Here is a 21,907-nt window from a genome sequence, read left to right as displayed (position 1 = left end):
AGAAAGTCGTGGCTCCGGCGTCCATCCACCAGGACATCCCATCCTCACAGCCATGGAGCATTTCGTCGTTTTAACACCAATCAATGGTTTTTTTTCCTGCCGTGATGCAGACCGCCACCAATCTAACCCAGCGGTCGTTGACAGCTTCAGCCTTTTGTCTTAGCATTTTTCGCTACATTTTGGCGCCGATTTGTACCCGGATTGCGGGCGCCTGCGCCGAGGTTCGCCTCGGTGTGAAGTGCAGCTAAAAGGGTGTGTCCAGCGTTGATGGCCACCCGACAGGGTGGCCTTTTTTCGCCCGCCGCACTCGCCCGCCCGGCGCCCACCTGCGGTGGCACTCATGATTCGACTCCACAACGTTTCCAAGACCTATACGCTCAAGGGGCGTCGCGATGATAACGGCTCTCCGCGAACGATCCAGGCCCTGAAGCACATCGACTTCCATGTTCCAGCGGGACGGATCCATGGCGTCATCGGCCTCTCCGGCGCCGGTAAGTCCACCCTGATCCGCTGCGTCAACCTGCTCGAGCGTCCCACCACCGGCACCGTGACCGTCAATGGCCAGGAGCTCACCGCCCTGTCGGGACCAGCGCTCAACGAGGCGCGCCACGGCATCGGCATGATCTTTCAGCACTTCAATCTGCTGACCAATCGCACCGTGTTCGCCAACGTGGCGCTGCCCCTGGAACTGATGGGCATGCCGCGCAGCGCGATCCGCGAGCGCGTCACTCCCCTGCTGGAGCTGGTGGGCCTCGACGACAAGGCTTCTCAATACCCGGCCCAGCTCTCGGGCGGTCAGAAACAGCGAGTGGCCATCGCCCGGGCACTGGCCAGCCGCCCCAAGGTGCTGCTGTGCGACGAGGCGACGTCCGCCCTGGACCCACAGACCACCGCTTCGATACTGGCACTGCTGCGCGACATCAATCACAAGCTGGGACTGACCATCCTGCTGATCACTCACGAGATGGAAGTGGTCAAGTCGATCTGTCACCGGGTGAGCCTGATCTCCGACGGCGAACTGGTGGAAGAAGCCGAGGTGGGGGATTTCTTCACGGCGCCGCAAACCCGGTTAGGTCGCGATTTCCTCAACGATTTCCTCAAGCTCGAACCGCCGCGCGCCCTGATCGACCGCCTCGAAGACACCCCCAGCCGGAACAACCACCCGGTGGTGCGCCTGGCCTTCTCCGGCGATGCCGTCTCCACCCCCCTGATTTCTCGACTGGCAAGGGAGTGCAGCGTCGATGTCAGCATTCTCCAGGCCAAGGTGGAATCCATACAGGAACGCACCCTGGGGCTGATGATCGCCGAACTGATGGGCACACCGGACAAGACCCGCGAGGCCCTCGACTACCTCGAATCCCATGATCTGCACGTGGAGGTGCTCGGCCATGTCCAGCGCAATGATTGACCTGATCTTCCAGGCCACCCTAGACACCCTGTACATGGTGGCCATTTCCGGGGTGATCGCCGCCCTGGTCGGCATCCCGCTGGGAGTGCTGCTCTATGTGACGCGCCCCGGCCAGGTGCTGGCACAGCCGGTGAGCAATGTCGTGCTCGGCGTGATCACCAACATCGGTCGCTCGATCCCCTTCATCATTCTGATGGTGGCGATCATTCCCTTCACGCGGATGCTGGTCGGCACCTCCATCGGCACCAATGCCGCCGCCGTCCCGCTGACCATCGCCGCCATTCCGTTCATCGCCCGTCTGGTGGAGGGGGCGCTCAACGAGATCAACCCCGGCCTGGTCGAAGCGGCACAATCCATGGGGGCAACCCCCTGGCAGATCATCTTCAAGGTGCTGCTGCCCGAAGCACGCGGCGGCATCTTCACGGCATTGACCGTGACGGTGGTGACGCTGGTGAGCTACTCGGCCATGGCAGGCGCCGTGGGTGGCGGCGGTCTGGGCGACTTGGGCATCCGCTACGGCTACAACCGCTTCAACCCCACCATCATGCTCATCACCGTAGCGATCCTGGTGGTGATGGTGCAGGGTTTCCAGAGCCTGGGGGATTATCTGGTCCGCAAGAGCGACCACAAATGAAGAGGGAATCTCTTGATTAATAGCTTTTGGCTATTTAATTTGTGCTTTTTATTCCGTTATTATCGGATCATCATCACAGGAGGTTACGACACATGCGCAAGACACTGCTGAATTCCCTGCTGGCTTCCAGTCTGGCACTGGGCGCCGGTGCCGCCCTGGCCGACGAGCACGGCATCAAAGTCGGCACCGTGGCCGGTCCCGAGACCGAGGTGATGGAAGTCGCTGCCGAGATCGCCGAACGCGAATACGGTCTAACGGTGGAAATCATCGAGTTCACCGACTACGTCACCCCCAACGCGGCCCTGGCCGACGGCAGCCTCGATGCCAACGCCTACCAGCACGAGCCCTACATGCGCTCCATGGTCGAGGATCGCGGCTACGACTTCGCAGTGGCCGGCTACACCTTCGTCTACCCCATCGGCGCCTACTCCGAGAAGCATGACAGCATCGACGCACTGCCGAACGGTGCCACCATCGCGCTACCCAACGACCCCTCCAACGAAGGTCGTGCGCTGATCCTGATGCACAACCAGGGGCTCATCGAGCTGGACGACCCGGAGAACCTGGAAGCCACGCCCCTGGATATCGTGGCCAACCCCAACGACTACGAATTCCGTGAGATCGAGGCCGCCCAGCTGCCGCGCGTCCTGCCCGACGTGGACATGGCCTTCATCAACAACACCTTCGCCCAACCCGCCGGCCTGACCCTGGACGACGCCCTGATCAAGGAAGGTCCGGAATCGCCCTACGTCAACCTGATCGCCGTGCGCGGCGGCGATGAGGATCGCGAAGCCATCCAGCAGCTGGTCGATGCCTATCAGACCGAAGCGGTCGAGGCCAAGGCCGAGGAGCTGTTTGGAGCACAGGCAGTTCCCGGCTGGAAGTAACTGCAGCCCGATTGCTCGCCACGAGGGGCGCCGGAGGCAAGCCGCAGAGGAGGTCCGATTCCAGGGAAGGAATCGGTCGCGTACAGGGAAGTATTGACAGCGCCTCCTCGCAGGCTTGCCAACGGATCAGCCCCGAGAGACACAACGATGCGTGTAATCTTTGGGCCGGCCACAGTGCCGGCCCTGCGCGTTCGAGGAGCCGAGATGACACCTGACTACGACCTGCTCGCCCGCCAGCTCGAGGCGCTGCTCGACACGCGCGACTGGCTCACCAACAGCGCCCAGACCAGCGCCTTCCTCATGCAGGCAGTTCCCGACCTCAACTGGGTCGGTTTCTACCTGCAGCGCCAACCCGAACTGCTCTCGCTCGGCCCTTTCCAGGGCAAGCCGGCCTGCCATCCCATTCCCTTCGACAAGGGGGTATGCGGCGCAGCGGCACGCTCGCGACAAACGCAGCGCATCGACGACGTCCACGCCGTAGCCGATCATATCGCCTGCGATGCGGCCTCCAGTGCCGAACTGGTGGTTCCGATCGTCACCGCCAACCGCCTGTGGGGCGTACTCGACCTGGATAGCCCCCTAAAACACCGCTTCAACGAGGCAGACCAGACCGGCATCGAGCGCCTGACGGCCGTGTTCGTCGCAAGCAGCGATCTCACATAGCGAAACGCCCCATAGCCGGCGAACTGTCAGTCAGTTCGAGGCTGCGGGGCGTTTCGGAAATCTGGTAGGACCAGGCGGATTTGAACCGCCGACCTCCACGATGTCAACGTGGCGCTCTAACCAACTGAGCTATGGTCCTGAATGTCGGTAGCGATATCGCAAGTCTGGTAGGACCAGGCGGATTTGAACCGCCGACCTCCACGATGTCAACGTGGCGCTCTAACCAACTGAGCTATGGTCCTGTCTAGTGCCATCTCGATTCGCTCGAATCTGCCCCGACGGCTTCACCGCCGCGGCAACGGATGCACATACTACCGATTGCGCTGGATTTTGCAAGCCTCTAGCGCTCGCTTTTGACCCGCTCCACCGCCTCCTGCCAGCCAGCATAGAGCCGTTCACGCTCACCCTCCTCCATCTGCGGCGTGAAGCGCCTCTCGCACTGCCAGAGCGCGGCGATCTCATCGAGATCGCGGTACCACCCCAGACGCAAACCGGCCAGGTAGGCCGCCCCCAGTGCCGTGGTTTCCAACACCGTCGGGCGATCCACGCCCACACCGAGCATGTCGGACAGGAACTGCATCACCCAGTTGTTGGCCACCATGCCACCATCCACACGCAGGGTAGCGGGCCTCGCGTCCATGTCGTCGCTCATGCACGCCTGTAGGTCGCGGGTCTGGTAGCAAACCGCCTGCAAGCCGGCAGCAACGATCTCGGCGATGCCGGTATCCCGCGTCAGGCCGAAGATGGCACCTCGCGCCTGAGGATCCCAATGTGGCGCGCCCAAGCCGGTGAAAGCCGGCACCAGATAGACGCTGTGGCCGCTGCGCGTCTGTCGCGCCAAGGCCTCCGTCTCGGCGGCATCGCGGAACAGCTGCAGCCCGTCTCGCAGCCACTGTACCGTGGCCCCGGCAACGAAGATGCTGCCTTCGATGGCGTAGGTGGGCTTGCCATTCAGGCGATAGGCGACGGTGGTCAACAACCGGTTGCGCGAGCGTTCGGCCTTGTCACCCGTATTGACGATCATGAAACAGCCGGTGCCATAGGTACTCTTGCCCATGCCGGGAGTAAAGCAGGCCTGACCGAACAGCGCCGCCTGCTGATCGCCCGCCACGCCGGCAATGGGCAACTCTCCTCCCAGCCAGTGCGGCTCAACGGTGCCGAAGTCGTCACTGGAATCCTTGACATCGGGCAGCAGCGACTCCGGAATGTCGAACAGTGCCAGCAGTTGCGGGTCCCAATGCTGCTCATGGATGTTGAACAGGGCAGTACGCGAGGCATTGGTGGCATCGGTAGCATGCACACGCCCTCCGGTAAGCCGCCAGATGAGGAAGGTATCGACCGTACCGAAGGCGAGCTCACCACGTTCGGCACGCTCACGGGCCCCTGCCACGTTGTCGAGCAACCAGACCAGCTTGGTGGCCGAGAAATAGGGATCGATCAGCAGCCCGGTGCGGGACTGCACGTCTTCCAGATGGCCTGCCTCGCGCATCGCCCGACAGTTCTCCGCGGTCCGCCGGTCCTGCCAGACGATGGCGTTGTAGAGCGGCTTGCCGGTAGTGCGGTCCCACAACAGCGTGGTTTCGCGTTGATTGGTGATGCCGATACCCGCCACGGCGGCCGCATCGACATCGGCAAGCTCGAGAACCTCGCGGCAGGTCGCCACCACGCTCTCCCAGATCGCCTCGGGATCGTGCTCCACCCAGCCGTCTTGCGGATAGTGTTGGCTGAACTCGCGCTGAGCGGTAGCCACGCCGTTCCCGTACCTATCGAACAGGATGGCGCGGGAGCTGGTGGTGCCCTGATCGATGGCTAGCAGATAGTCGGCCATGGGGATCCTGTCGTCATGTTCGTTTATAATCATTCAGGGTACGGCAAAATGTTCGGAATTCTCTACGACGATGGTCGCAGCGATCGCTCGAGAGCTGCTTGCCCCTCGCGTATCACCTACACTGGCGCCAATCACAGGGAGACGTCATGAATCAGCAACAACGCCAGGACGCCATCATCGCGTTGGTGCGTCGTCAAGGCTATGCCAGCATCGAACAGCTCACCGAACACTTCACGGTCACGCCGCAGACCATCCGCCGCGACCTCAACGCGTTGTCCGCCGAAGGACTGATTCGCCGTGTCCACGGCGGTGCCGGCCTTGAGTCGAGCACCGTCAACACCGCCTATTCCACGCGCAAGACGCTCAACTTGGATGCCAAGCAACGCATCGCCGCCCTGGTGGCCCGGCACATCCCCGACCAGGCTTCACTGTTTATCAACATCGGTACCAGCAACGAAGTGATCGCCGAAGCCCTGCTCGATCATCAGGGACTGGAGATCATCACCAACAACCTGAACGTGGCGGCCATCCTCCAGCACAAGGAGGACTTCAACGTCATCGTCGCCGGCGGCCAGGTGCGCACCCGGGACGGCGGCATCATCGGGGAAGCCACCATCGACTTCATCAACCAGTTCAAAGTGGATTTCGGTATCATCGGCATCAGCGGCATCGACGAGGATGGCTCGCTGCTCGAGTTCGACTATCAGGAAGTGCGCGTTGCACAGGCCATCATCCGCAACTCCCGACAGGTTTTCCTGGCCACGGACCACTCCAAGTTCCAGCGCAACCCGGTGGTACGTCAAGGCAATCTCGCCCAGTTGGATGCCCTGTTCACCGACCGCGAGCCACCCGAAGCCATCTTTCGCCTGCTGCAGCAGCACGACGTCGCCTTGCACCTCGCCTGACCCTCTCCGACACGCCCGACTACCCCCCGGTTCACGCCCCAGGCATCTAGCCAGGGCGTAGCTTTGCCGCTTGATGTTCGCTTTTTTATCGTCTACTTTCGTTTTCAAACATATCGATTCCGATCCACTGCCTGCCCGTTTCGGGAGCGCACATGAACGACACCCCCAGCAGCCCGCTCGATCTCTTCGTGATCGGCGGCGGCATCAACGGCACCGGTATCGCCAACGATGCTGCCGGGCGCGGCCTCGCAGTGGCACTCTGCGAGCAGGGCGACCTGGCTGGTGCAACCTCTTCGGCCAGCAGCAAGCTGATCCACGGCGGACTGCGCTACCTGGAGCACCATGAATATCGTCTGGTACGCGAAGCGCTGCGCGAACGCGAGGTGCTGCTGGCCAAGGCACCGCATATCATCTGGCCGCTGCGCTTCATACTGCCCCATCGTCCCCACCTGAGGCCGGCATGGATGCTGCGAGCCGGCCTCTTCCTCTACGACCACCTGGGCAAGCGCCGGCGACTTCCAGGTTCCCGGGGGATCCGCCTGGGTCATGAACGAGGGCTGGCCACGGACATCACCCGCGGCTTCGAATACTCGGACTGCTGGGTGGATGATGCACGCTTGGTGGTCCTCAATGCGCTACAGGCCCGCCAGCACGGTGCCGATATCATGGTGCGCACCCGCTGCGTGAACGCTCGCGAGGTCGAGGGGGGCTGGGAAATCGCGCTGGAAGACGTCGCCAGCGGCCAACTGACCCACCGATACGCCCGCGTGCTGATCAATGCAGCCGGCCCCTGGGTGGACCGAGTCGTACGCGAGCGGGCCCACCGCCCCTCGCGCTACACGGTACGCATGATCCGTGGCAGCCATCTCATCGTGCCTCGCCGCAACACCGACTCCCGCGCCTACATCCTGCAGCACACCGACAAGCGTATCGTCTTCGTACTGCCCTACGAGGACGACTTCAGCCTCATCGGCACGACCGACTGCCGCCATGACGACGATCCCGCGCGTGTCGCAGCCAGCGATGTGGAGATCGATTACCTGCTGTCGGTGGTCAACGATCACTTCCGAATACCGCTCACGCGCGACGACGTGTTGCGTACGTTCTCCGGTGTGCGCCCCCTGTGCGACGACGAGTCGGCCGAACCCACCGCCATGACTCGCGACTACACTCTGGATCTCGATGACGAGGGCGCCCCGCTGCTGTCGGTATTCGGCGGCAAGATCACCACCTACCGCAAGCTCGCCGAGTCGGCGCTCGAGCGCCTGGCCCCGCACTTGCCGGCCATGGGCGCCCCCTGGACGAGCGCTACCCCCTTGCCGGGAGGCGACATCGAAAGCCAGGCGGCCTTCCAGCAGCGGCTGCGACACGAATACCCTTTCTTGAGCGAAGACCAGATTCGCCGTTTTTCGCGCACCTATGGCTCGCTGTGCCTGCATTTCCTGGGCGATGCCCGTTGTCAGAACGATCTCGGAGAATCTCTGGGAGCCGGCCTGACAAGGGCCGAAGTGGACTATCTCATCGACCGGGAATGGGCACGTGAAGCCAGCGACATCCTGTGGCGTCGCACCAAACTCGGCCTGCGCCTGACCCCGGTTCAGTGCGAGCGCGTCGACGCCTACCTTGCGCGGCGGCGCCACGAACGCGCCGCCTGAGAGGCCGACAAGGGCTACTCCGGGATTCCGCCCCGTGTCAGAGCGGCGGGATCGAGCAGCCGTTCGAGCTCCTGACGCGACAGGTCCGTCTGCTCTTCGGCGACGTCGATGATCGGTCGCCCAGCCTGATAGGCCGACTTGGCAATGGCGGCAGCCGCGTCGTAGCCAATCACCGAGTTGAGCGCCGTCACCAGGATGGGGTTGCGCGACAGAGGCTCCGCCAGATTCGCCTCGCGCACCTGGAAGGTGGCAATGGCTCGGTCGGCGAGCAATCGCGACGCATTGGTCATCAGGGTAATCTGGGTGAGCAGGTTATTGGCAATCAACGGCAACATCACATTGAGCTGAAAGTTGCCGCTCTGGCCGGCCACGGTAATGGCCGTATCCAGACCGATGACCTGGGCTGCCGCCTGGGCGGCAGACTCGGGAATCACCGGGTTGACCTTGCCCGGCATGATCGAACTGCCGGGTTGCAGCGCCTCGAGCTCGATCTCGCCGAGCCCCGCCAGCGGCCCGGAATTCATCCACCGCAGATCATTGGCTATCTTCATGATCGCGCAGGCCAGGCCCCGCAGCTGCCCCGACAGCTCCACCGCCGCATCCTGGGAGCCCAGGCTGGCAAACAAGCTGTCGTTGGGGCGCAGGGCCAGGCCGGTCTGGTCGCTCAACCTCTGCGCCATGCGCGTGGCAAATTCGGGATGGGCATTGATGCCGGTGCCCACGGCCGTGCCCCCCTGTGCCAGGCGTGTCAGACGCAGCATGGCGCCGTCGAAGCGCTCGATCGCCTGCCCCACCTGGCTCGACCAGGCGCCCAGTTCCTGGCTCATGCGCAGTGGCATGGCATCCATCAGGTGGGTGCGTCCCGTTTTCACCACCCCGTCGAGCTCGGCGGCACGGGCATCGATGGTCTGGCGTAGCTGATCCAGTGCTGGACGCAGCGCCACGGTGACCGCCAATGCCGTGGAAAGGTGAAGCGCCGTGGGAATGACGTCGTTGCTCGACTGCCCCATGTTGACATGATCGTTGGCCCCGACCGGATGACCGTCGCGGCTGGCCAGATTGGCGATCACCTCGTTGACGTTCATGTTGCTCGAGGTCCCCGAGCCGGTCTGAAACACGTCGACCGGAAACTGATCGTCGTGCCGCCCATCGACGATGGCCTGGGCCGCCGCGACGATGGCCTCGGCACGCTCGGCATCCAACAGCCCGAGCTCGGCGTTGACCTGCGCCGCAGCGAGCTTGATGCGAGCGATGGCGTGGATGAACGACGCCGGCATCGACTGGCCGGAAACGGGAAAGTTGTCGATGGCACGCTGCGTCTGGGCGCCATAGAGCGCGTCACGCGGCACTGCCAGCTCGCCCATGCTGTCACGTTCGATTCGCTGCTCACTCATGACCGTCTCCTTGCAGGGATTGGTAAGTCCTCTCTGCAGCATCGTGCCCTCTCTCGTGGCTTTCAAGGTCGCCAGGCCTGTCGGCCAGGGAGGTGCATCGGCTATCCTCGAGATGCACGCACGGGGCCAACGATCACGAGGACCGCACACCATGAAAGCCTGGATCATCGCCACGCTGCTGGGTCTGACGCTGGCCGGCTGCCAGATGATGGAGCCGCGCTCCACCCCCTCTCCCGAACGCATCGAGGTGATCGACCGCAGCGAGCCGGCCCCGCGCGAAGCCGAGCCCCGGCCCTCTCCCCCATCCGGCCGGGTAGCCCGCGAGATCGCTTTTCCCGAGTCCGAGTACGCCCGGCTGGAAAAGCGCGGAACGGCATCGATCAGCGGTCGTCTGACCGTTGGCGGCAGGGCCGCTTCCCAGGCCGCCATTGCCGTCGCCCCCGTCACCACCTACTCAGCCGAAGCGGCCGAAAAGGCGCTGGCCGGCATCGCCGTGGAACCGGCCGATCCACGGGCCCGTGAATACACTCACACCACGCGCACCGATGGTAGCGGACGCTTCGAACTCTCCGGCCTGCCATCCGGCGAATTCTATGTTTCGGGCAACGTCGAGAACCCTCGCAGCGGAGAGCCCGGCATCGTGATTCGCCAGGTATCGCTCGGCCGGAGCCAGCACCTTCAGGTCGAGTTGAGCCGCTGATCTACCACCCCAGCGCCTGCTTGACGAAGGGAATCGTCAGCTTGCGCTGAGCGGAAAGCGAAGCCCGGTCGAGAACCGCCAGCGCTTCGCACAGGTCACCCAGCTCGCGCGGGCCACGATGCAGGATATAGCGTGCCACCTCACCGGACAGCTGCATACCGCGCACCCGCGCACGCAGCTGCAAGGCGGCCAGTCGCTCCTCGTCGTCAAGCGACTTGACGTGGAAGGTCATTCCCCAGGTGAGCCGAGAAGCGAGATCCGGCAGCTCGACCGGCAGCTGACGTGGCGATGCATCGGCCGCTATCACCAGACGCCGACCCGCATCGCGCAGCCGGTTGAAGGCGTGAAACAGCCCCTCCTCCCAACGCCGGCGGCCCACCACGGTTTCCAGATCGTCAATGGCTACCAGATCCAAGCGCTCAATCTCCTCCAGCATGAGCGGTGGAAAATGGCCCAGCTCGCGCAGCGGAAGGTAAAGCGCGCGCCGGTCCCGGTCCGAGGCCGCATGGCAGGCCGCCTGCAGCAGGTGACTGCGCCCCGTGCCCGCCGCCCCCCACAGGTAGAGAAACGGTTCTCCCCCGTCATCGAGCTGGCGCACGAGGCGATCGACCAGGCTCGCATTGGGCCCGGCATGGAAGCTGGCGAAGGTGGCATCATCGCGCAGCCCCACGCCCAGCGGCAGCTGCGCGGGTGCTCGACTCATGTCGACTCCTCGTCGTGGGGGGGCTCCGACCGTCTGGCATCGTACAGGCGGCTGCGCTTGTAACGGTCGTTGAGTTCCCGCAAGAGTACCATGATCACTGCTGCCGCCGGCAGCGCCAGCAATACGCCGGTGAAACCGAAGAGGTTGCCGCCGGCCAGAACGGCAAAGATCACCGCCACCGGATGCAGACCGATCTGGTCGCCAAGCAGTTTGGGCTGCAATACCACGCTCTCCACCACCTGGCCGAAGGCGAATACCGCCGCCACGCCGAGCAGCATCAGCCAGTCACCGAACTGGAAGAACGCCACCAGCCCGGCGACGCTGATCCCCACGATCACACCCAGGTAAGGAACGATGCTTGCCAGGCCCGAGAGCAGGCCGATCAGCAGGCCGAAACGCACGCCCAGCAGAGTCAGGCCGATGGCATAGATGACGCCCAGACACAGCATCACGATCAGTTGGCCCCGTAAGAAAGAGGCAAGAACTTCATCGCATGACTTGGCCAACCGGACGGCGTCGGGCTCCCAGCGGCGCGGCAGAGTGCCACGCACCTTCTCGACGAGAACGTCCCAGTCCAGCAGCAGGTAGAAGGTGACCACCGGGATCAGTGACAGGCTACCGATCCACCCCACCAGGGCCAGGCCGGAGCGCGATACCTGGGCCAGCAGCGTGGCGGCAAAGGAACCGGTTTCCCTCCAGTTATCGACCACCGTCTGACGGAGTTGACCGACATCGGTGGAGAGGTCCATGCCGGTGAGCGCCTGGATTCGTGGCACCAGGCTCGCCTCGGCCCAGTTGAGCATTGTCGGCAAGGCATCGACCAGTTGGCCGAGCTGTCGGCCAAGAATGGGAACCACAAGCAGCAACGTGAGAGCGATTACCAGGGTCAGCAGCAGGAACACCACGGTGACGGCCAGGCGCCGCGACAGCCCGTATCCCTCCAGTCGGTCGGCCAGCGGATCGCCCAGGTACGCCAGGATCATGCTGGCGAAGAAGGGCATCAGCACCGGCTCGATGCTAACGAGAAACCACAGCGCCAGGCCGGCTACGCCAACGACTATCCACCACTCTCTGCGCATCCCGCTCTCCCTGTGTCGAAGCACCACCAGCGGCTGCCAGTCGCGTGCCATGATGCTACAATTTCGACCCCGATCTTGCCCACTGCATCGGCTCGCCCAGCGAACGGCGCAGCACGCCGACGACTCACGACAGGACCCGAGATGACCGATTCCTCTTCCCGCCCCTCGCTCAGCTACAAGGACGCCGGTGTCGACATCGACGCCGGCAACGCCCTGGTCGACCGCATCAAGGGCGTGGTCAAGCGCACCACCCGCCCCGAAGTGATGGGCGGCCTGGGTGGCTTCGGCGCCTTGTGTCAATTGCCTTCCGGCTACCGCGAGCCGGTGCTGGTTGCGGGCACCGACGGCGTGGGCACCAAGCTGCGCCTGGCGATGGACCTTGGCCGCCATGACAGCATCGGCATCGACCTGGTGGCCATGTGCGTCAACGACCTGATAGTGGCCGGCGCCGAGCCACTGTTCTTTCTCGACTACTATGCCACGGGCCGACTCGACGTGGACATCGCCGCCGACGTGGTCACCGGCATCGGTGAGGGCTGCGAGCAGGCCGGCTGTGCCCTGGTGGGCGGCGAGACCGCCGAGATGCCCGGCATGTACCAGGACAGCGACTACGACCTGGCCGGCTTCTGCGTCGGCGTGGTGGAGAAGAGCGAGATCCTGGACGGCAGCCGGGTCGCCGAGGGCGATGTCCTACTGGGCATCGCCTCCTCCGGCCCGCACTCCAACGGCTACTCATTGATCCGCAAGATCCTCGAGGTCAGCGGCGCCGACCTCAATACCGCCGTCGACGGCCAGCCATTGGCCGACGCCCTGCTCGCCCCCACTCGGATCTACGTCAAACCGCTGCTGTCCCTGATCCGCGATAGCGGCGTGACCGTCAATGCGCTATCGCACATCACCGGCGGGGGGCTCACCGAGAACCTGCCACGGGTGCTGCCGGACGGGCTTGCAGCACGCATCGACGTCACCAGTTGGGAGCGCCCGGCTATCTTCGACTGGCTCAAGCGCGAAGGCAACGTCGCCGAGCACGAGCTGCACCGCGTGCTCAACTGCGGTATCGGCATGGTGGTGGTCGTGCCGGCCGACAAGGCCAACCAGGCGCGCGCCCACCTGCAGGCGCAGGGCGAGAGCGTCCAGCGTATCGGTGAGATCGTCACTCGCGGCGACGGGGAAGCCGTCCGGCTGGAGAACCTCACGGCATGAGCGACACCGACTACGCCAGCGACACCCTCAACGACATGGCACCCCAGCCCGCCGAAGCTCGCCGGGTCGTGGTGCTGATCTCCGGCAACGGCAGCAACCTGCAGGCGCTGATCGACGAACAGGCCCACGACCGCCTGGGCGGTGACATCGTCGCCGTGATTGCCAACGAGCCCGACGCCTACGGCCTTCACCGTGCCCACCAAGCCGGCATCGAGGCAGTGGTCCTCCCGCATCGCGAGTACGACAGCCGCGATGCCTACGATGGCGCCCTGATCAAGGTGATCGAACGTCACGAGCCCGATCTGATCGTGCTGGCCGGTTTCATGCGCATCCTCACGCCACGTTTCGTGCAACGCTTTCTGGGGCGGATGCTCAACGTCCACCCCTCGCTGCTGCCCGCCTACCAGGGGCTGAACACCCATGCCCGGGCACTCGCCGACGGCGTGTCCGAGCACGGCTGCAGCGTGCACTTCGTCACCGAAGAGCTGGATGGCGGCCCCGTAGTGCTCCAGGCCGTGGTCGAGGTGGCCGAGGACGAGACCGAAGAGAGCCTCAAGGCCAAGGTGCATGCCCGCGAGCACCTCATCTACCCCATTGCCGTTAAGTGGTGCCTGGAAGGCCGACTGAAATTCGCCAACGGTGGCGCCACCTTCGACGGCGTCGCACTGCCGCCTCACGGGCTGCGCATGTCCCACGCCGACGCCGCCGAAGAACTCGACGAGGATCAGGAGCGGTAAGCTGGAAGCTCCCGGGCGCAGCCCGGGGTCAGGTTCTTGGCAAGGTCACCCCTCGCTGCCCCATATACTTACCGCCGCGGTCCTTGTAGGAGGTCTCGCACACTTCGTCCGACTCCAGGAACAGCATCTGCGCCACGCCCTCGTGGGCGTAGATCTTGGCCGGGAGATTGGTGGTGTTGGAGAACTCCAGAGTCACGTGCCCTTCCCACTCGGGCTCCAGCGGCGTCACGTTGACGATGATGCCGCAGCGCGCATAGGTCGACTTGCCCAGACAGATGGTCAGAACGCTGCGCGGGATGCGGAAGTACTCCACGGTGCGCGCCAGGGCGAACGAATTGGGTGGAATCACGCACACATCGCCCTTGATGTCGACGAAGCTCTTCTCGTCGAAACCCTTAGGGTCGACCACCGCCGAATGGATGTTGGTGAACACCTTGAACTCGTCGGCACAGCGTACGTCGTAGCCGTAGCTGGACGTCCCGTAGGAGATCACCCGCTGATCGTTCACGTAACGCACCTGATCGGCTTCGAAAGGCTCGATCATTCCCTGCTGATCGGCCATGCGACGAATCCACTTGTCGGACTTGATGCTCATCGGGACGGTTCCTGCTGAGTTGGCGACATGCCTCACGGCACTGGCCCGATATGATAGCGACCCCGGCGCCGGGCGTCACGGCCGAGCCTCAGTCATCGCTGAAGGAGATGGAAGGACCCTCGGAGCCTTGCTCGGCCAACTGCTCAACGACCTGGCGGGCCATGTCGCGAAAGGTAGCGGTGACGTCGCTTTGCGGTTCGGCCACCACGGTGGGCCGGCCGCCGTCGGCCTGCTCACGAATCGCAAGGGTCAGCGGTAACTGCCCCAGCACCCGGGTGTCGTACTCGCCAGCGATGCGTTCGCCGCCTCCCTCGCCGAAGATCGGCTCGCTGTGGCCGCACTGCGAGCAGACGTGCAGGCTCATGTTCTCCACCACGCCGAGCACCGGCACGTTCACCTTGCGGAACATCTCGATGCCCTTGCGGGCATCCAGCAGAGCGATGTCCTGGGGCGTGGTCACGATCACTGCGCCGTCCACCGGCACCTTCTGCGCCAGGGTGAGCTGGATGTCCCCGGTTCCCGGCGGCATGTCGATGAACAGCACATCCACGTCGTCCCAGACCGTCTGGGTGAGCAGCTGCTGGAAAGCACCCGCCACCATGGGCCCGCGCCACACCATGGGCTCGCGAATGTCGACCATGAAGGCCATGGACATGGCCTGGATGCCGTGAGCTTCGAGCGGACGCATGCGGTTCTCGCCGGCAGCTTGAGGGCGCACGCCTTCGCCGACGCCCAGCATCTGCGCCTGGCTGGGGCCGTGAATGTCGGCATCCAGAATGCCCACGCGATACCCTTCGGCGGCTGCCGCCAGCGCCAGGTTGACGGTGACGGTCGACTTGCCGACGCCGCCCTTGCCGGATGCCACGGCGACGATATGCTTGACCCCTTCGATCACGATTGACTCCTCGTGCTGATGGCGAAGCGGCGAACGCCGCAACGGTAAGCGTCGTAGGCAGTATAACGTGCCCTTCCAGTGGCCCGAAACGACGAACGGCGAGCGAGGCTCGCCGTTTGTCGTTATCGATGGAGGATCACTTCATTGTGCCTCGGTTTCCTCCTCGGCCGACGCCGTACGCTGCTGAAGCTGCTCCAGTTCGTCACGCCAGCTGTCCAGCTGCGACTCGAGACGTTCGAGCTGCGATTCCCGCTGCTCCACCTGGGCGTCGAGATCGGCCAGCTCCTCACGGCCGATCTCCATGGCAGCCAGAGTATCGTCGAGATCGATGCGTGCCTGCTCCACCTCGGACTGGAGGGCGTCACGCTCCTCGCGAACGGAGGCGACCTCATTGGCCACCTCATCACGCCAGGTCTCCAATGCAGCGATGTCGTTGTCGAGCGCTTCGCGCATGGTCTCGCGCTCGGCAATTTCTGCCTCGAGGGCGTTCAGTCGTTCTTCAGCAGCGGTGATCTCGTCCTCGATGGCGGCCAGCTCATTGTCGGCCAGATCCCGAGCGACCTCGGCTTCCTGACGCGCCGCCTCGGCGCTCTCTTGCGCCTCGATGGCGTCATCGCGCGCCACTTCCGCCGCTTCGCGCTCCTGCACGGCCGCTGCACGTTCCGACACGGCCTCGTCGAGCGCCTCCTCGGCGGACTGCCGCTCTTGGCGCAGCGTCGCCAGGCTCTCTTCGGCCTCGGCAAGCTCGTCATGGCGAGCCTCGATATCGGCCTGCAACGACTCCTGCTGCTCGCGTAGATCGGCCAGTTCAGCCTCGGTGTCCTCGACCTCGGCCTGAAGCGCCTCGAGCTCGCCCTCGGTAGCTTCCCGCTCCTGGGTCATGGACGACTGCATGGCCTCGCGCTCTTCCTCGAGTTCGGCGATCTGCGACTCGAGGGCAGCCAGCTCCTCACCCGCCTCTTGCTGCTCGGCAAGCTGCGACTCATGCTCCTCGAGTTGGCTACTTAGCTCCTGATTCTCGGCTTCCATGCTCGAGAGTTGTGACTCGAGCGCCTCGCTGTGTTCGCGATAGGAACTGCCGCTGGTGTGGGCAAAGATCGCCCAGATGATGGCCACCACGGCCACGGCCGCCAGTGCCCTGACGCGATTGTCCTTGAACAAGGGACTGTTGGAGTTATCCGACATGCGCTGTACCCTCCAGTTGATCGATGACGCTTGCCGCGACATGGCGACAAGCACGTGCCGTCGATCTTTCAGCATACACACACTGATACGTTTACACAGTCTTGCACGCCCGAGAGATGACTCGCATCAGGCTTTCAACGCTCAATGGATCATGCGCCAACAGGACAGCCAGGGAAGTCCACTCACCTCCACCCCCAGCTCATCTAGCCAGCCGGACACGACCAGGTTGGACTGATGCGCCAGCCAGTAGTCACGCGGATCGCGCACGAAGACGAGGTTGAACTCAGGGCTCTCGACGCCAGGTCCCGCAGCGGCAAAGCGCGCATCCAGCCGTCGGCTCAATGCCCCGGCGCGCGAGCGTTCGACCACCAGCGGATGGCTCGCCGCCACCCCTTCGGGGGACAGGCGCGAGAGCTGGGCGGGAAGCTCCAGTCCCTCGTCGATACGCCGCCCCAATGCCCCGGCGGTCGGCCACAGCATCGCCGCCGCCCCTGACAGCAGGTGCCGCCGTCCTTCCACGTACCATTGCCAGTCGCCGTAGCTGTAGCGCACCACGCCCCCCTCGTGATGAGGCATCACCAGGCTGGCATGACGGCCATGGTCGAGCAGGTAGACGTCCACCGGATCGGCCACCTCGGCGGGCGGCACCAGCCGACCGGTGCAACCAGCCAGCAGCGCCAACGACGCCGTCCAGATCACGCAGCGGCAATGGACTCTCCACCTTGATCGGATCGGCAACATGCGCGGCCCCGCCATCGTCGATGCGAAGCAGTATGGTCGATGAGCGGCCCCTGCCGGCTCGGCTCACTCCGCCTTGTGTGCCAGCGCCATGAGGTACAGCGCCAGCGCGAGGGCGAGTACCGAAAGCGCCAGGTAGATCGCATCCAGCGGCGAATCGAACTGGATGTCCACGACGGCACGGAAGAACTCGATGATCACCGCCAGGATCACCACGCGAGCGATCTTGTCCTTGAGTTGATCCAGCGACTGGACGTTGAAAGGATGGGCAGGGTCTCGTCCCTCGGCAGGCTCGATCCGCGACACGAAGAGCTTATAGACCCCGAGCCCGAAAATCATCAATACCAGCGCGATGAGGTAGATGTCGACGGCGACGATGATATCGGTGACCACGCTCTTATGGATGTCGGGTCCGCCCGCCAGGTAGTGCCGCCAAGTATCGACCACCACGCCAAGGATATCGAGGCTAGCGATCACGAAAAGCATCAAAGCGCCAAGCAGAGCAGGAATCACCGCCAGCAGTACCAGCAGCCGCGACTGCCAGAGAAACTGCTCGAAACGCCGCTCGAGACGACTACGTGGAGTACCGGGTTGGGACTTTTCGGGTAGCGGCGCCTCGCTCATGCCGGGCTCCTCGTAGGGATAGGGATGACGATGGCCGACGACAATGCCGGCTTCGTTTGACCGCCGAGGTCGAACTGCACGTATCATGCCGTATAGAGCCCCGACAGGGATAGCGCATGGCCTTTCGTCCGTCGAACCTTTCCAGTCGCCTGGCCTTCGTCCTGCTGCCAAGGGTGGCCAGCTTCCTGTGGCGAGTGCTGACGGCATTCCTGCGCAACCGCGGCATCCTTCTGGCTGGCGGGGTCGGCTACAACATTCTGCTTTCCATCGTGCCGCTATTCGCCCTACTGGTAGTCCTGCTCACACAGATCGTGGACGAGCGGGCTCTGTTCGACGTGCTCTCCGTGCAGGCGCGTCACCTGGCACCGGCGCACGCCGAGGTTCTGCTGGATGCCGTACGTACACTGCTGGATTCACCGGAGGTCATCGGACTGTTCGGCACCCTGGTACTGCTGATTTTCAGTTCCTTCGCCTTTCGCATGCTGGAGGACGCCCTGGCACTCATCTTCCATGCAACCGACGTTCACAGCGGGCGTAGCGTCTGGGTCTCGGTATTGCTGCCTGATCTGTTCATGCTGCTGCTCGGTGCCGGCCTGCTGGCCCTGACGCTACTGGTCACCCTGGCGGGAGCCGTGAACAGTCTGTGGCTCGCCCTGTTCGACCGCGAACTCCCCCTGGCCGGGCTCTCGGAGACAGCGCTCAACCTGTTCAGCTTCGGCGGGGTGTTCGCGCTGTTCAGCGCCATCTACAAGGTGCTGCCCGTGGTGCGCATCGCCCTTCGCCGAGCCATCGTGGGAGGATTCGTGGCAGCGCTGCTATGGGAAGGCGTGCGACTGCTGCTGGTCTACTATTTCGCCAACCTCTCTTTCGTCAACGCCGTCTACGGCTCGCTGGCCACCCTGATCGTGGTACTGCTGAGTCTGGAGGTCGGCGCCATCATCCTGTTGCTCGGCGCCCAGGTGATCGCCGAACTGGAGCGTAACGCCCGACTCGGCCTGCCCTGGTACGTCGACCCTCGGCACCAGGCCGTGACCCGCGTCGACTGAGCGCCTCAGAAGGTCGACAATCCGCTCGACTCCATGATCCGGTAGCGTAGGTGCTGCCAGCGGCTGACGTCGTCATGCGCAGCGATGGGCTCGCTGGTCGTATGCTCCGGCGTGCTGGCCCAGCGCGACTCGAAGAAGGCCGCCGCCTCGGCCAGCGCCGGCGTATCCACTGCACCCGCCAGGCGCACGCTGGTCTCCAGGTTCAGGTCGTCCAGATTGCGCCGGGTGAAGTTCGCCGAGCCCAGGATCATCTCCGCCTCGGCATCGTCATCGGCAGGCCAGCGCAGCAGCAGCTTGGAGTGGCACTGTTCGCCACGACTGACGCACCAGCGTACGGGAATGCCGGCCTCGTGAAGCTCATGGGCCACCGGACGATTGGGAATGCCGCCCTTCACCAGCCCGAAGGCATCCTGGTTGGAGTCGAGCAGCACGCGCACCGCCACGCCCCTGACCTGCGCTCGTTCGAGCGCCCGGATCACCCCGCGATGGGCCAAATAGAACACCGCTACGTCGAGCCGGTCGCCTGTACCGGCGGCCTGGATGGCCGCGATCGTGGCATCGCGGATTGCCCCCTCGGTGAGCAGTTGAATACGCGCTTCGGCCACTTCGCCGCCTTCGGCCACGGGGGGCGAAAACTCGGACGGATCAACTCCCGACCAGGCCGCCACCGCCCACTCGGAAGCCAGCAAGTCATGGGCTGCTGGCCCCGAAAACCTCAGCCCCACGTTACCGTGCAAGCTGCTGGCATCGTGCGGATTGGCTGAAGTGACCAGCCCGACCCAGTCATCGCCCCGATCCACCACCAGCGTCTTGCGATGATTGGCGTTGAAATTGAGCATGGCGAGATAGCTCCGCAGCGTCACCCGGCCGGGCCCCAGGAGGTTGGGCAGCCAGCCCGCATCGGCACGATTGCCCAGCCAGCGCGGCCCCAGATGCCACAGCCCCGACCACAGCGGGTTGGAGGCCCGAAGCCGGTTCAGGTCCGTTTCCACCACCCGCACGCCAGCCTCGCGCAGCCGCTCGAAATGGGGTAGTTCGAGCCCCCCGTAGAGGGTGTTCAGCGGGTCGCTGATCACCACGACCTCAAGGTCGGGATGGCGCCGCCGCGCCGCTACCAAGGCCCCGGTCAGCTCCCGAGAGAGCGGGCGGAACTCGGCGCCGTCGGCGCTGCCGGCAAAATCGTTGAACAGGAACATATCGACCAGCACCAGGCGCCGGGCCTGACCGATCAGCGCGAGGATCTCGTCGAAGATGGTCTGATCGATGTGGCGCTCGCCCTCAGCGTCATACCAGGTCACGTCGGCCAGGAAACGCACCCGCTCGGCGGCACGCTCAGGCCAGGCACGGCCAACGCTTTCCGGCAGCGGCTTGAAACGCTGCCAGACCCCCATGGCACACCAGGCCGCCAGTACCGCTGCCACGATCCATAGCCACATTCCTTGCCTCCTCGCCTTGGCCAACCGCCCTACTCCCTGCGCGCGCATCCTACCTCCCATCGCCAGCATACTCCGAAGGCGGGCCCTAACGTAGTGCGCCCGGTCGGAGCCGGGCGCACTGCTTCAGGACTGACTGTCCTAAATTCAGCCGAAGGCGAATAACGCCCCCATGGCGGCGATCGCAGCACCCAGGCCGCGCAACACGCGATGCTCACGGGCCATCAGCCAGTCGCCGACGAGACGGCCGGTCAAGGTAATGGCCAGGGTCGCCAAGCTGAACCCCACCAAATAGGCCAACGCACTGACGCCATGCGGCATTTCACCGCCATGGGCATGGCCATGGAAGATCATGAACAGCATCACGGCGGCACCTCCCAGCACCGCCGGTACGCGCGCCAAGGCAGCGACCAGCACGCCGGCCAGCAGTACGCTCATGGCAATGCCGAACTCCACGCCGGGCAGCTGCAGGCCTGCCCAGGAGAAGGTGGCTCCCAGCAGCATGCCGCCGATGGCGAGCACGGGTGCCATCAGCCTCAGAGACCGGGCCTGGCGCAGGCTCCACAGTCCCACGGCGAACATGGCCAGTAGGTGGTCGAGTCCCAGCAACGGATGGGTCAGCCCCGCGGCGAAACCGCCGCCGTGGGCGGCATCGTGACCGGGATGGGCAACGCTCAGGCCGGCGACCAGCAGCAGGGCTGGAGCCGCCGCAAGGGCAGCACGAGTCGTGGTGGAATAACGCAGTCTCATGGTGGTGAACTCCTTGTCGAATGCCAAAAAGGTCAGACGCCGGCACCGGCCGTGCCGGTACTCTGAGGCCGGCGCTCCGGCAGCATGCCGCGGTCGAGGATGAACTGGATGACGGTTTCCAGCCCGACGCCGTCATAGAGGTTGGTGAAGACGAAAGGGCGCTCGCCGCGCATCGTCTTGGCGTCGCGTTCCATCACCTCGAGCGAGGCGTGCACCTGCTCGGCGATGTCGATCTTGTTGATGAGCAAGAGGTCGGACTTGGTGATGCCCGGCCCGCCCTTGCGCGGGATCTTGTCGCCGGCGGAAACGTCGATCACGTAGAGGGTCAGGTCGGAGAGTTCGGGACTGAAGGTGGCCGAGAGGTTGTCGCCGCCGGACTCCACCAGCACCAGCTCGAGGCCCGGGTGACGCTCCTGGAGCTCGTCGATGGCTGCCAGGTTCATGGAGGCGTCCTCGCGGATCGCCGTGTGCGGGCAGCCACCGGTCTCCACACCGAGAATGCGTTCCGCAGGCAGCGCCTCGTGGCGCAGCAGGAAATCGGCGTCCTCGCGGGTATAGATATCGTTGGTGACCACGGCAATGTCGTAGTGGTCGCGCAGGGCCAGGCAGAGTTGCTTGAGCAGCGCCGTCTTGCCGGAGCCCACCGGGCCACCGACGCCGACGCGTAGGCAATGCGTCATATTCTTTCTCCTTGCACGAACTCAAAATCCAAAAAATGAATGAGAGAAGAAAAAAGAAGAAGGAAGATGTAAGAAGGGAGCTCATATCCTCATTCTCGAAGCCGCGGAACGACGTCTTTCTTCTCGACCTTCCTTCTTCAAGTCGCGAAGCGACGTCTTCCCTCT

At 64.3% G+C, this 21,907-nt stretch carries 22 protein-coding genes and 2 tRNA genes; 10 read left to right on the top strand and 14 right to left on the bottom strand.

All coding sequences use genetic code 11. The annotated features are described in order from the left end of the window. Positions 1–340: 340 nt before the first annotated feature. From GFD32_RS01360 to GFD32_RS01345, 4 genes are all read left to right on the top strand, one after another. Complete coding sequence (locus tag GFD32_RS01360; RefSeq protein WP_163574575.1) at positions 341–1,408, top strand: methionine ABC transporter ATP-binding protein; 1,068 nt, start codon at positions 341–343, stop codon at positions 1,406–1,408. Beyond that, on the top strand, positions 1,389–2,042 hold the full coding sequence (locus GFD32_RS01355) for a methionine ABC transporter permease (protein ID WP_163574574.1): 654 nt from the start codon (positions 1,389–1,391) through the stop codon (positions 2,040–2,042). Before GFD32_RS01360 ends, GFD32_RS01355 begins: the two co-directional genes overlap by 20 nt. 92 nt (positions 2,043–2,134) lie before the next feature. After that, positions 2,135–2,929: a MetQ/NlpA family ABC transporter substrate-binding protein gene (locus tag GFD32_RS01350; RefSeq protein WP_163574572.1), complete on the top strand. Its 795-nt coding sequence runs from the start codon at positions 2,135–2,137 to the stop codon at positions 2,927–2,929. A 204-nt stretch (positions 2,930–3,133) separates the two neighbouring features. After that, a complete protein-coding gene (locus tag GFD32_RS01345) occupies positions 3,134–3,592 on the top strand; it encodes a GAF domain-containing protein (RefSeq protein ID WP_163574570.1) in 459 nt (152 codons plus the stop codon). Between the two features lie 62 nt (positions 3,593–3,654). Here GFD32_RS01345 and GFD32_RS01340 read toward each other — a convergent pair. The 3 genes from GFD32_RS01340 to glpK all read right to left on the bottom strand — a co-directional run bounded on the left by GFD32_RS01340 (position 3,655) and on the right by glpK (position 5,420). Beyond that, positions 3,655–3,731 (bottom strand) — tRNA-Val (locus tag GFD32_RS01340). A gap of 26 nt (positions 3,732–3,757) precedes the next feature. Next, a tRNA-Val gene (locus tag GFD32_RS01335) sits at positions 3,758–3,834 on the bottom strand. A gap of 98 nt (positions 3,835–3,932) precedes the next feature. Then, complete coding sequence (gene glpK, locus GFD32_RS01330) at positions 3,933–5,420, bottom strand: glycerol kinase GlpK (protein WP_163574568.1); 1,488 nt, start codon at positions 5,418–5,420, stop codon at positions 3,933–3,935. Between the two features lie 146 nt (positions 5,421–5,566). On the opposite strand from glpK, the gene GFD32_RS01325 reads away from it, so the two are divergent. Next, positions 5,567–6,325 carry a DeoR/GlpR family transcriptional regulator gene (locus GFD32_RS01325; RefSeq protein WP_163574566.1) on the top strand — a complete coding sequence of 253 codons (759 nt, stop codon included), beginning with the start codon at positions 5,567–5,569 and terminating at the stop codon, positions 6,323–6,325. A gap of 152 nt (positions 6,326–6,477) precedes the next feature. Beyond that, positions 6,478–7,980, top strand: a complete 1,503-nt coding sequence (gene glpD, locus GFD32_RS01320) for a glycerol-3-phosphate dehydrogenase (protein WP_163574564.1) — start codon at positions 6,478–6,480, stop codon at positions 7,978–7,980. 14 nt (positions 7,981–7,994) lie between these two features. Here the strand turns inward: glpD and GFD32_RS01315 are convergent, their stop codons facing one another. Continuing rightward, positions 7,995–9,374 carry a class II fumarate hydratase gene (locus tag GFD32_RS01315; RefSeq protein WP_163574562.1) on the bottom strand — a complete coding sequence of 460 codons (1,380 nt, stop codon included), beginning with the start codon at positions 9,372–9,374 and terminating at the stop codon, positions 7,995–7,997. Positions 9,375–9,525: 151 nt separating this feature from the next. Between GFD32_RS01315 and GFD32_RS01310 the strand changes: the two genes are divergently transcribed. Then, positions 9,526–10,074, top strand: coding sequence for a hypothetical protein (locus tag GFD32_RS01310; RefSeq protein WP_163574560.1), 549 nt, complete (start codon positions 9,526–9,528; stop codon positions 10,072–10,074). A gap of 1 nt (position 10,075) precedes the next feature. Here the strand turns inward: GFD32_RS01310 and hda are convergent, their stop codons facing one another. Further along, a complete protein-coding gene (hda, locus tag GFD32_RS01305; RefSeq protein WP_163574558.1) occupies positions 10,076–10,777 on the bottom strand; it encodes a DnaA regulatory inactivator Hda in 702 nt (233 codons plus the stop codon). Beyond that, positions 10,774–11,856: an AI-2E family transporter gene (locus tag GFD32_RS01300; RefSeq protein WP_163574556.1), complete on the bottom strand. Its 1,083-nt coding sequence runs from the start codon at positions 11,854–11,856 to the stop codon at positions 10,774–10,776. Before GFD32_RS01300 ends, hda begins: the two co-directional genes overlap by 4 nt. Positions 11,857–11,997: 141 nt before the next feature. On the opposite strand from GFD32_RS01300, the gene purM reads away from it, so the two are divergent. Next, positions 11,998–13,059 (top strand): phosphoribosylformylglycinamidine cyclo-ligase, encoded by a 1,062-nt coding sequence (gene purM, locus GFD32_RS01295; protein WP_163574555.1) that lies wholly within the window; start codon positions 11,998–12,000, stop codon positions 13,057–13,059. Next, on the top strand, positions 13,056–13,796 hold the full coding sequence (gene purN / locus GFD32_RS01290; RefSeq protein WP_163574553.1) for a phosphoribosylglycinamide formyltransferase: 741 nt from the start codon (positions 13,056–13,058) through the stop codon (positions 13,794–13,796). The genes purM and purN overlap by 4 nt, the downstream gene beginning before the upstream one ends. A 28-nt stretch (positions 13,797–13,824) precedes the next feature. Here purN and dcd read toward each other — a convergent pair whose 3' ends face one another. The 5 genes from dcd to GFD32_RS01265 form a co-directional block, all read right to left on the bottom strand. Next, positions 13,825–14,391 carry a dCTP deaminase gene (gene dcd / locus GFD32_RS01285; RefSeq protein WP_163574551.1) on the bottom strand — a complete coding sequence of 189 codons (567 nt, stop codon included), beginning with the start codon at positions 14,389–14,391 and terminating at the stop codon, positions 13,825–13,827. Positions 14,392–14,479: 88 nt separating this feature from the next. Further along, positions 14,480–15,283, bottom strand: coding sequence for an iron-sulfur cluster carrier protein ApbC (apbC, locus tag GFD32_RS01280; RefSeq protein ID WP_205599001.1), 804 nt, complete (start codon positions 15,281–15,283; stop codon positions 14,480–14,482). Positions 15,284–15,427: 144 nt separating this feature from the next. After that, positions 15,428–16,471 carry a coiled-coil domain-containing protein gene (locus tag GFD32_RS01275; RefSeq protein WP_163574547.1) on the bottom strand — a complete coding sequence of 348 codons (1,044 nt, stop codon included), beginning with the start codon at positions 16,469–16,471 and terminating at the stop codon, positions 15,428–15,430. 141 nt (positions 16,472–16,612) lie between these two features. Then, positions 16,613–17,152, bottom strand: a complete 540-nt coding sequence (locus GFD32_RS01270) for a hypothetical protein (RefSeq protein WP_163574545.1) — start codon at positions 17,150–17,152, stop codon at positions 16,613–16,615. Positions 17,153–17,275: 123 nt separating this feature from the next. Next, positions 17,276–17,833, bottom strand: coding sequence for a YqhA family protein (locus GFD32_RS01265; RefSeq protein ID WP_163574543.1), 558 nt, complete (start codon positions 17,831–17,833; stop codon positions 17,276–17,278). A 116-nt stretch (positions 17,834–17,949) separates the two neighbouring features. On the opposite strand from GFD32_RS01265, the gene GFD32_RS01260 reads away from it, so the two are divergent. Further along, on the top strand, positions 17,950–18,879 hold the full coding sequence (locus GFD32_RS01260; protein ID WP_163574541.1) for a YihY/virulence factor BrkB family protein: 930 nt from the start codon (positions 17,950–17,952) through the stop codon (positions 18,877–18,879). A 5-nt stretch (positions 18,880–18,884) separates the two neighbouring features. Here GFD32_RS01260 and GFD32_RS01255 read toward each other — a convergent pair whose 3' ends face one another. The 3 genes from GFD32_RS01255 to ureG all read right to left on the bottom strand — a co-directional run bounded on the left by GFD32_RS01255 (position 18,885) and on the right by ureG (position 21,742). After that, on the bottom strand, positions 18,885–20,315 hold the full coding sequence (locus GFD32_RS01255; protein ID WP_163574539.1) for a phospholipase D-like domain-containing protein: 1,431 nt from the start codon (positions 20,313–20,315) through the stop codon (positions 18,885–18,887). Between the two features lie 144 nt (positions 20,316–20,459). Beyond that, positions 20,460–21,062: a HupE/UreJ family protein gene (locus tag GFD32_RS01250; RefSeq protein WP_163574537.1), complete on the bottom strand. Its 603-nt coding sequence runs from the start codon at positions 21,060–21,062 to the stop codon at positions 20,460–20,462. A gap of 32 nt (positions 21,063–21,094) precedes the next feature. Then, positions 21,095–21,742, bottom strand: a complete 648-nt coding sequence (ureG, locus tag GFD32_RS01245; protein WP_163574535.1) for an urease accessory protein UreG — start codon at positions 21,740–21,742, stop codon at positions 21,095–21,097. Positions 21,743–21,907 lie beyond the last annotated feature (165 nt).

This window comes from Halomonas faecis, assembly GCF_010993975.1.
GTDB classification, from domain to species: domain Bacteria; phylum Pseudomonadota; class Gammaproteobacteria; order Pseudomonadales; family Halomonadaceae; genus Halomonas; species Halomonas faecis.
This window is presented reverse-complemented; position numbering and strand designations above follow the sequence as displayed.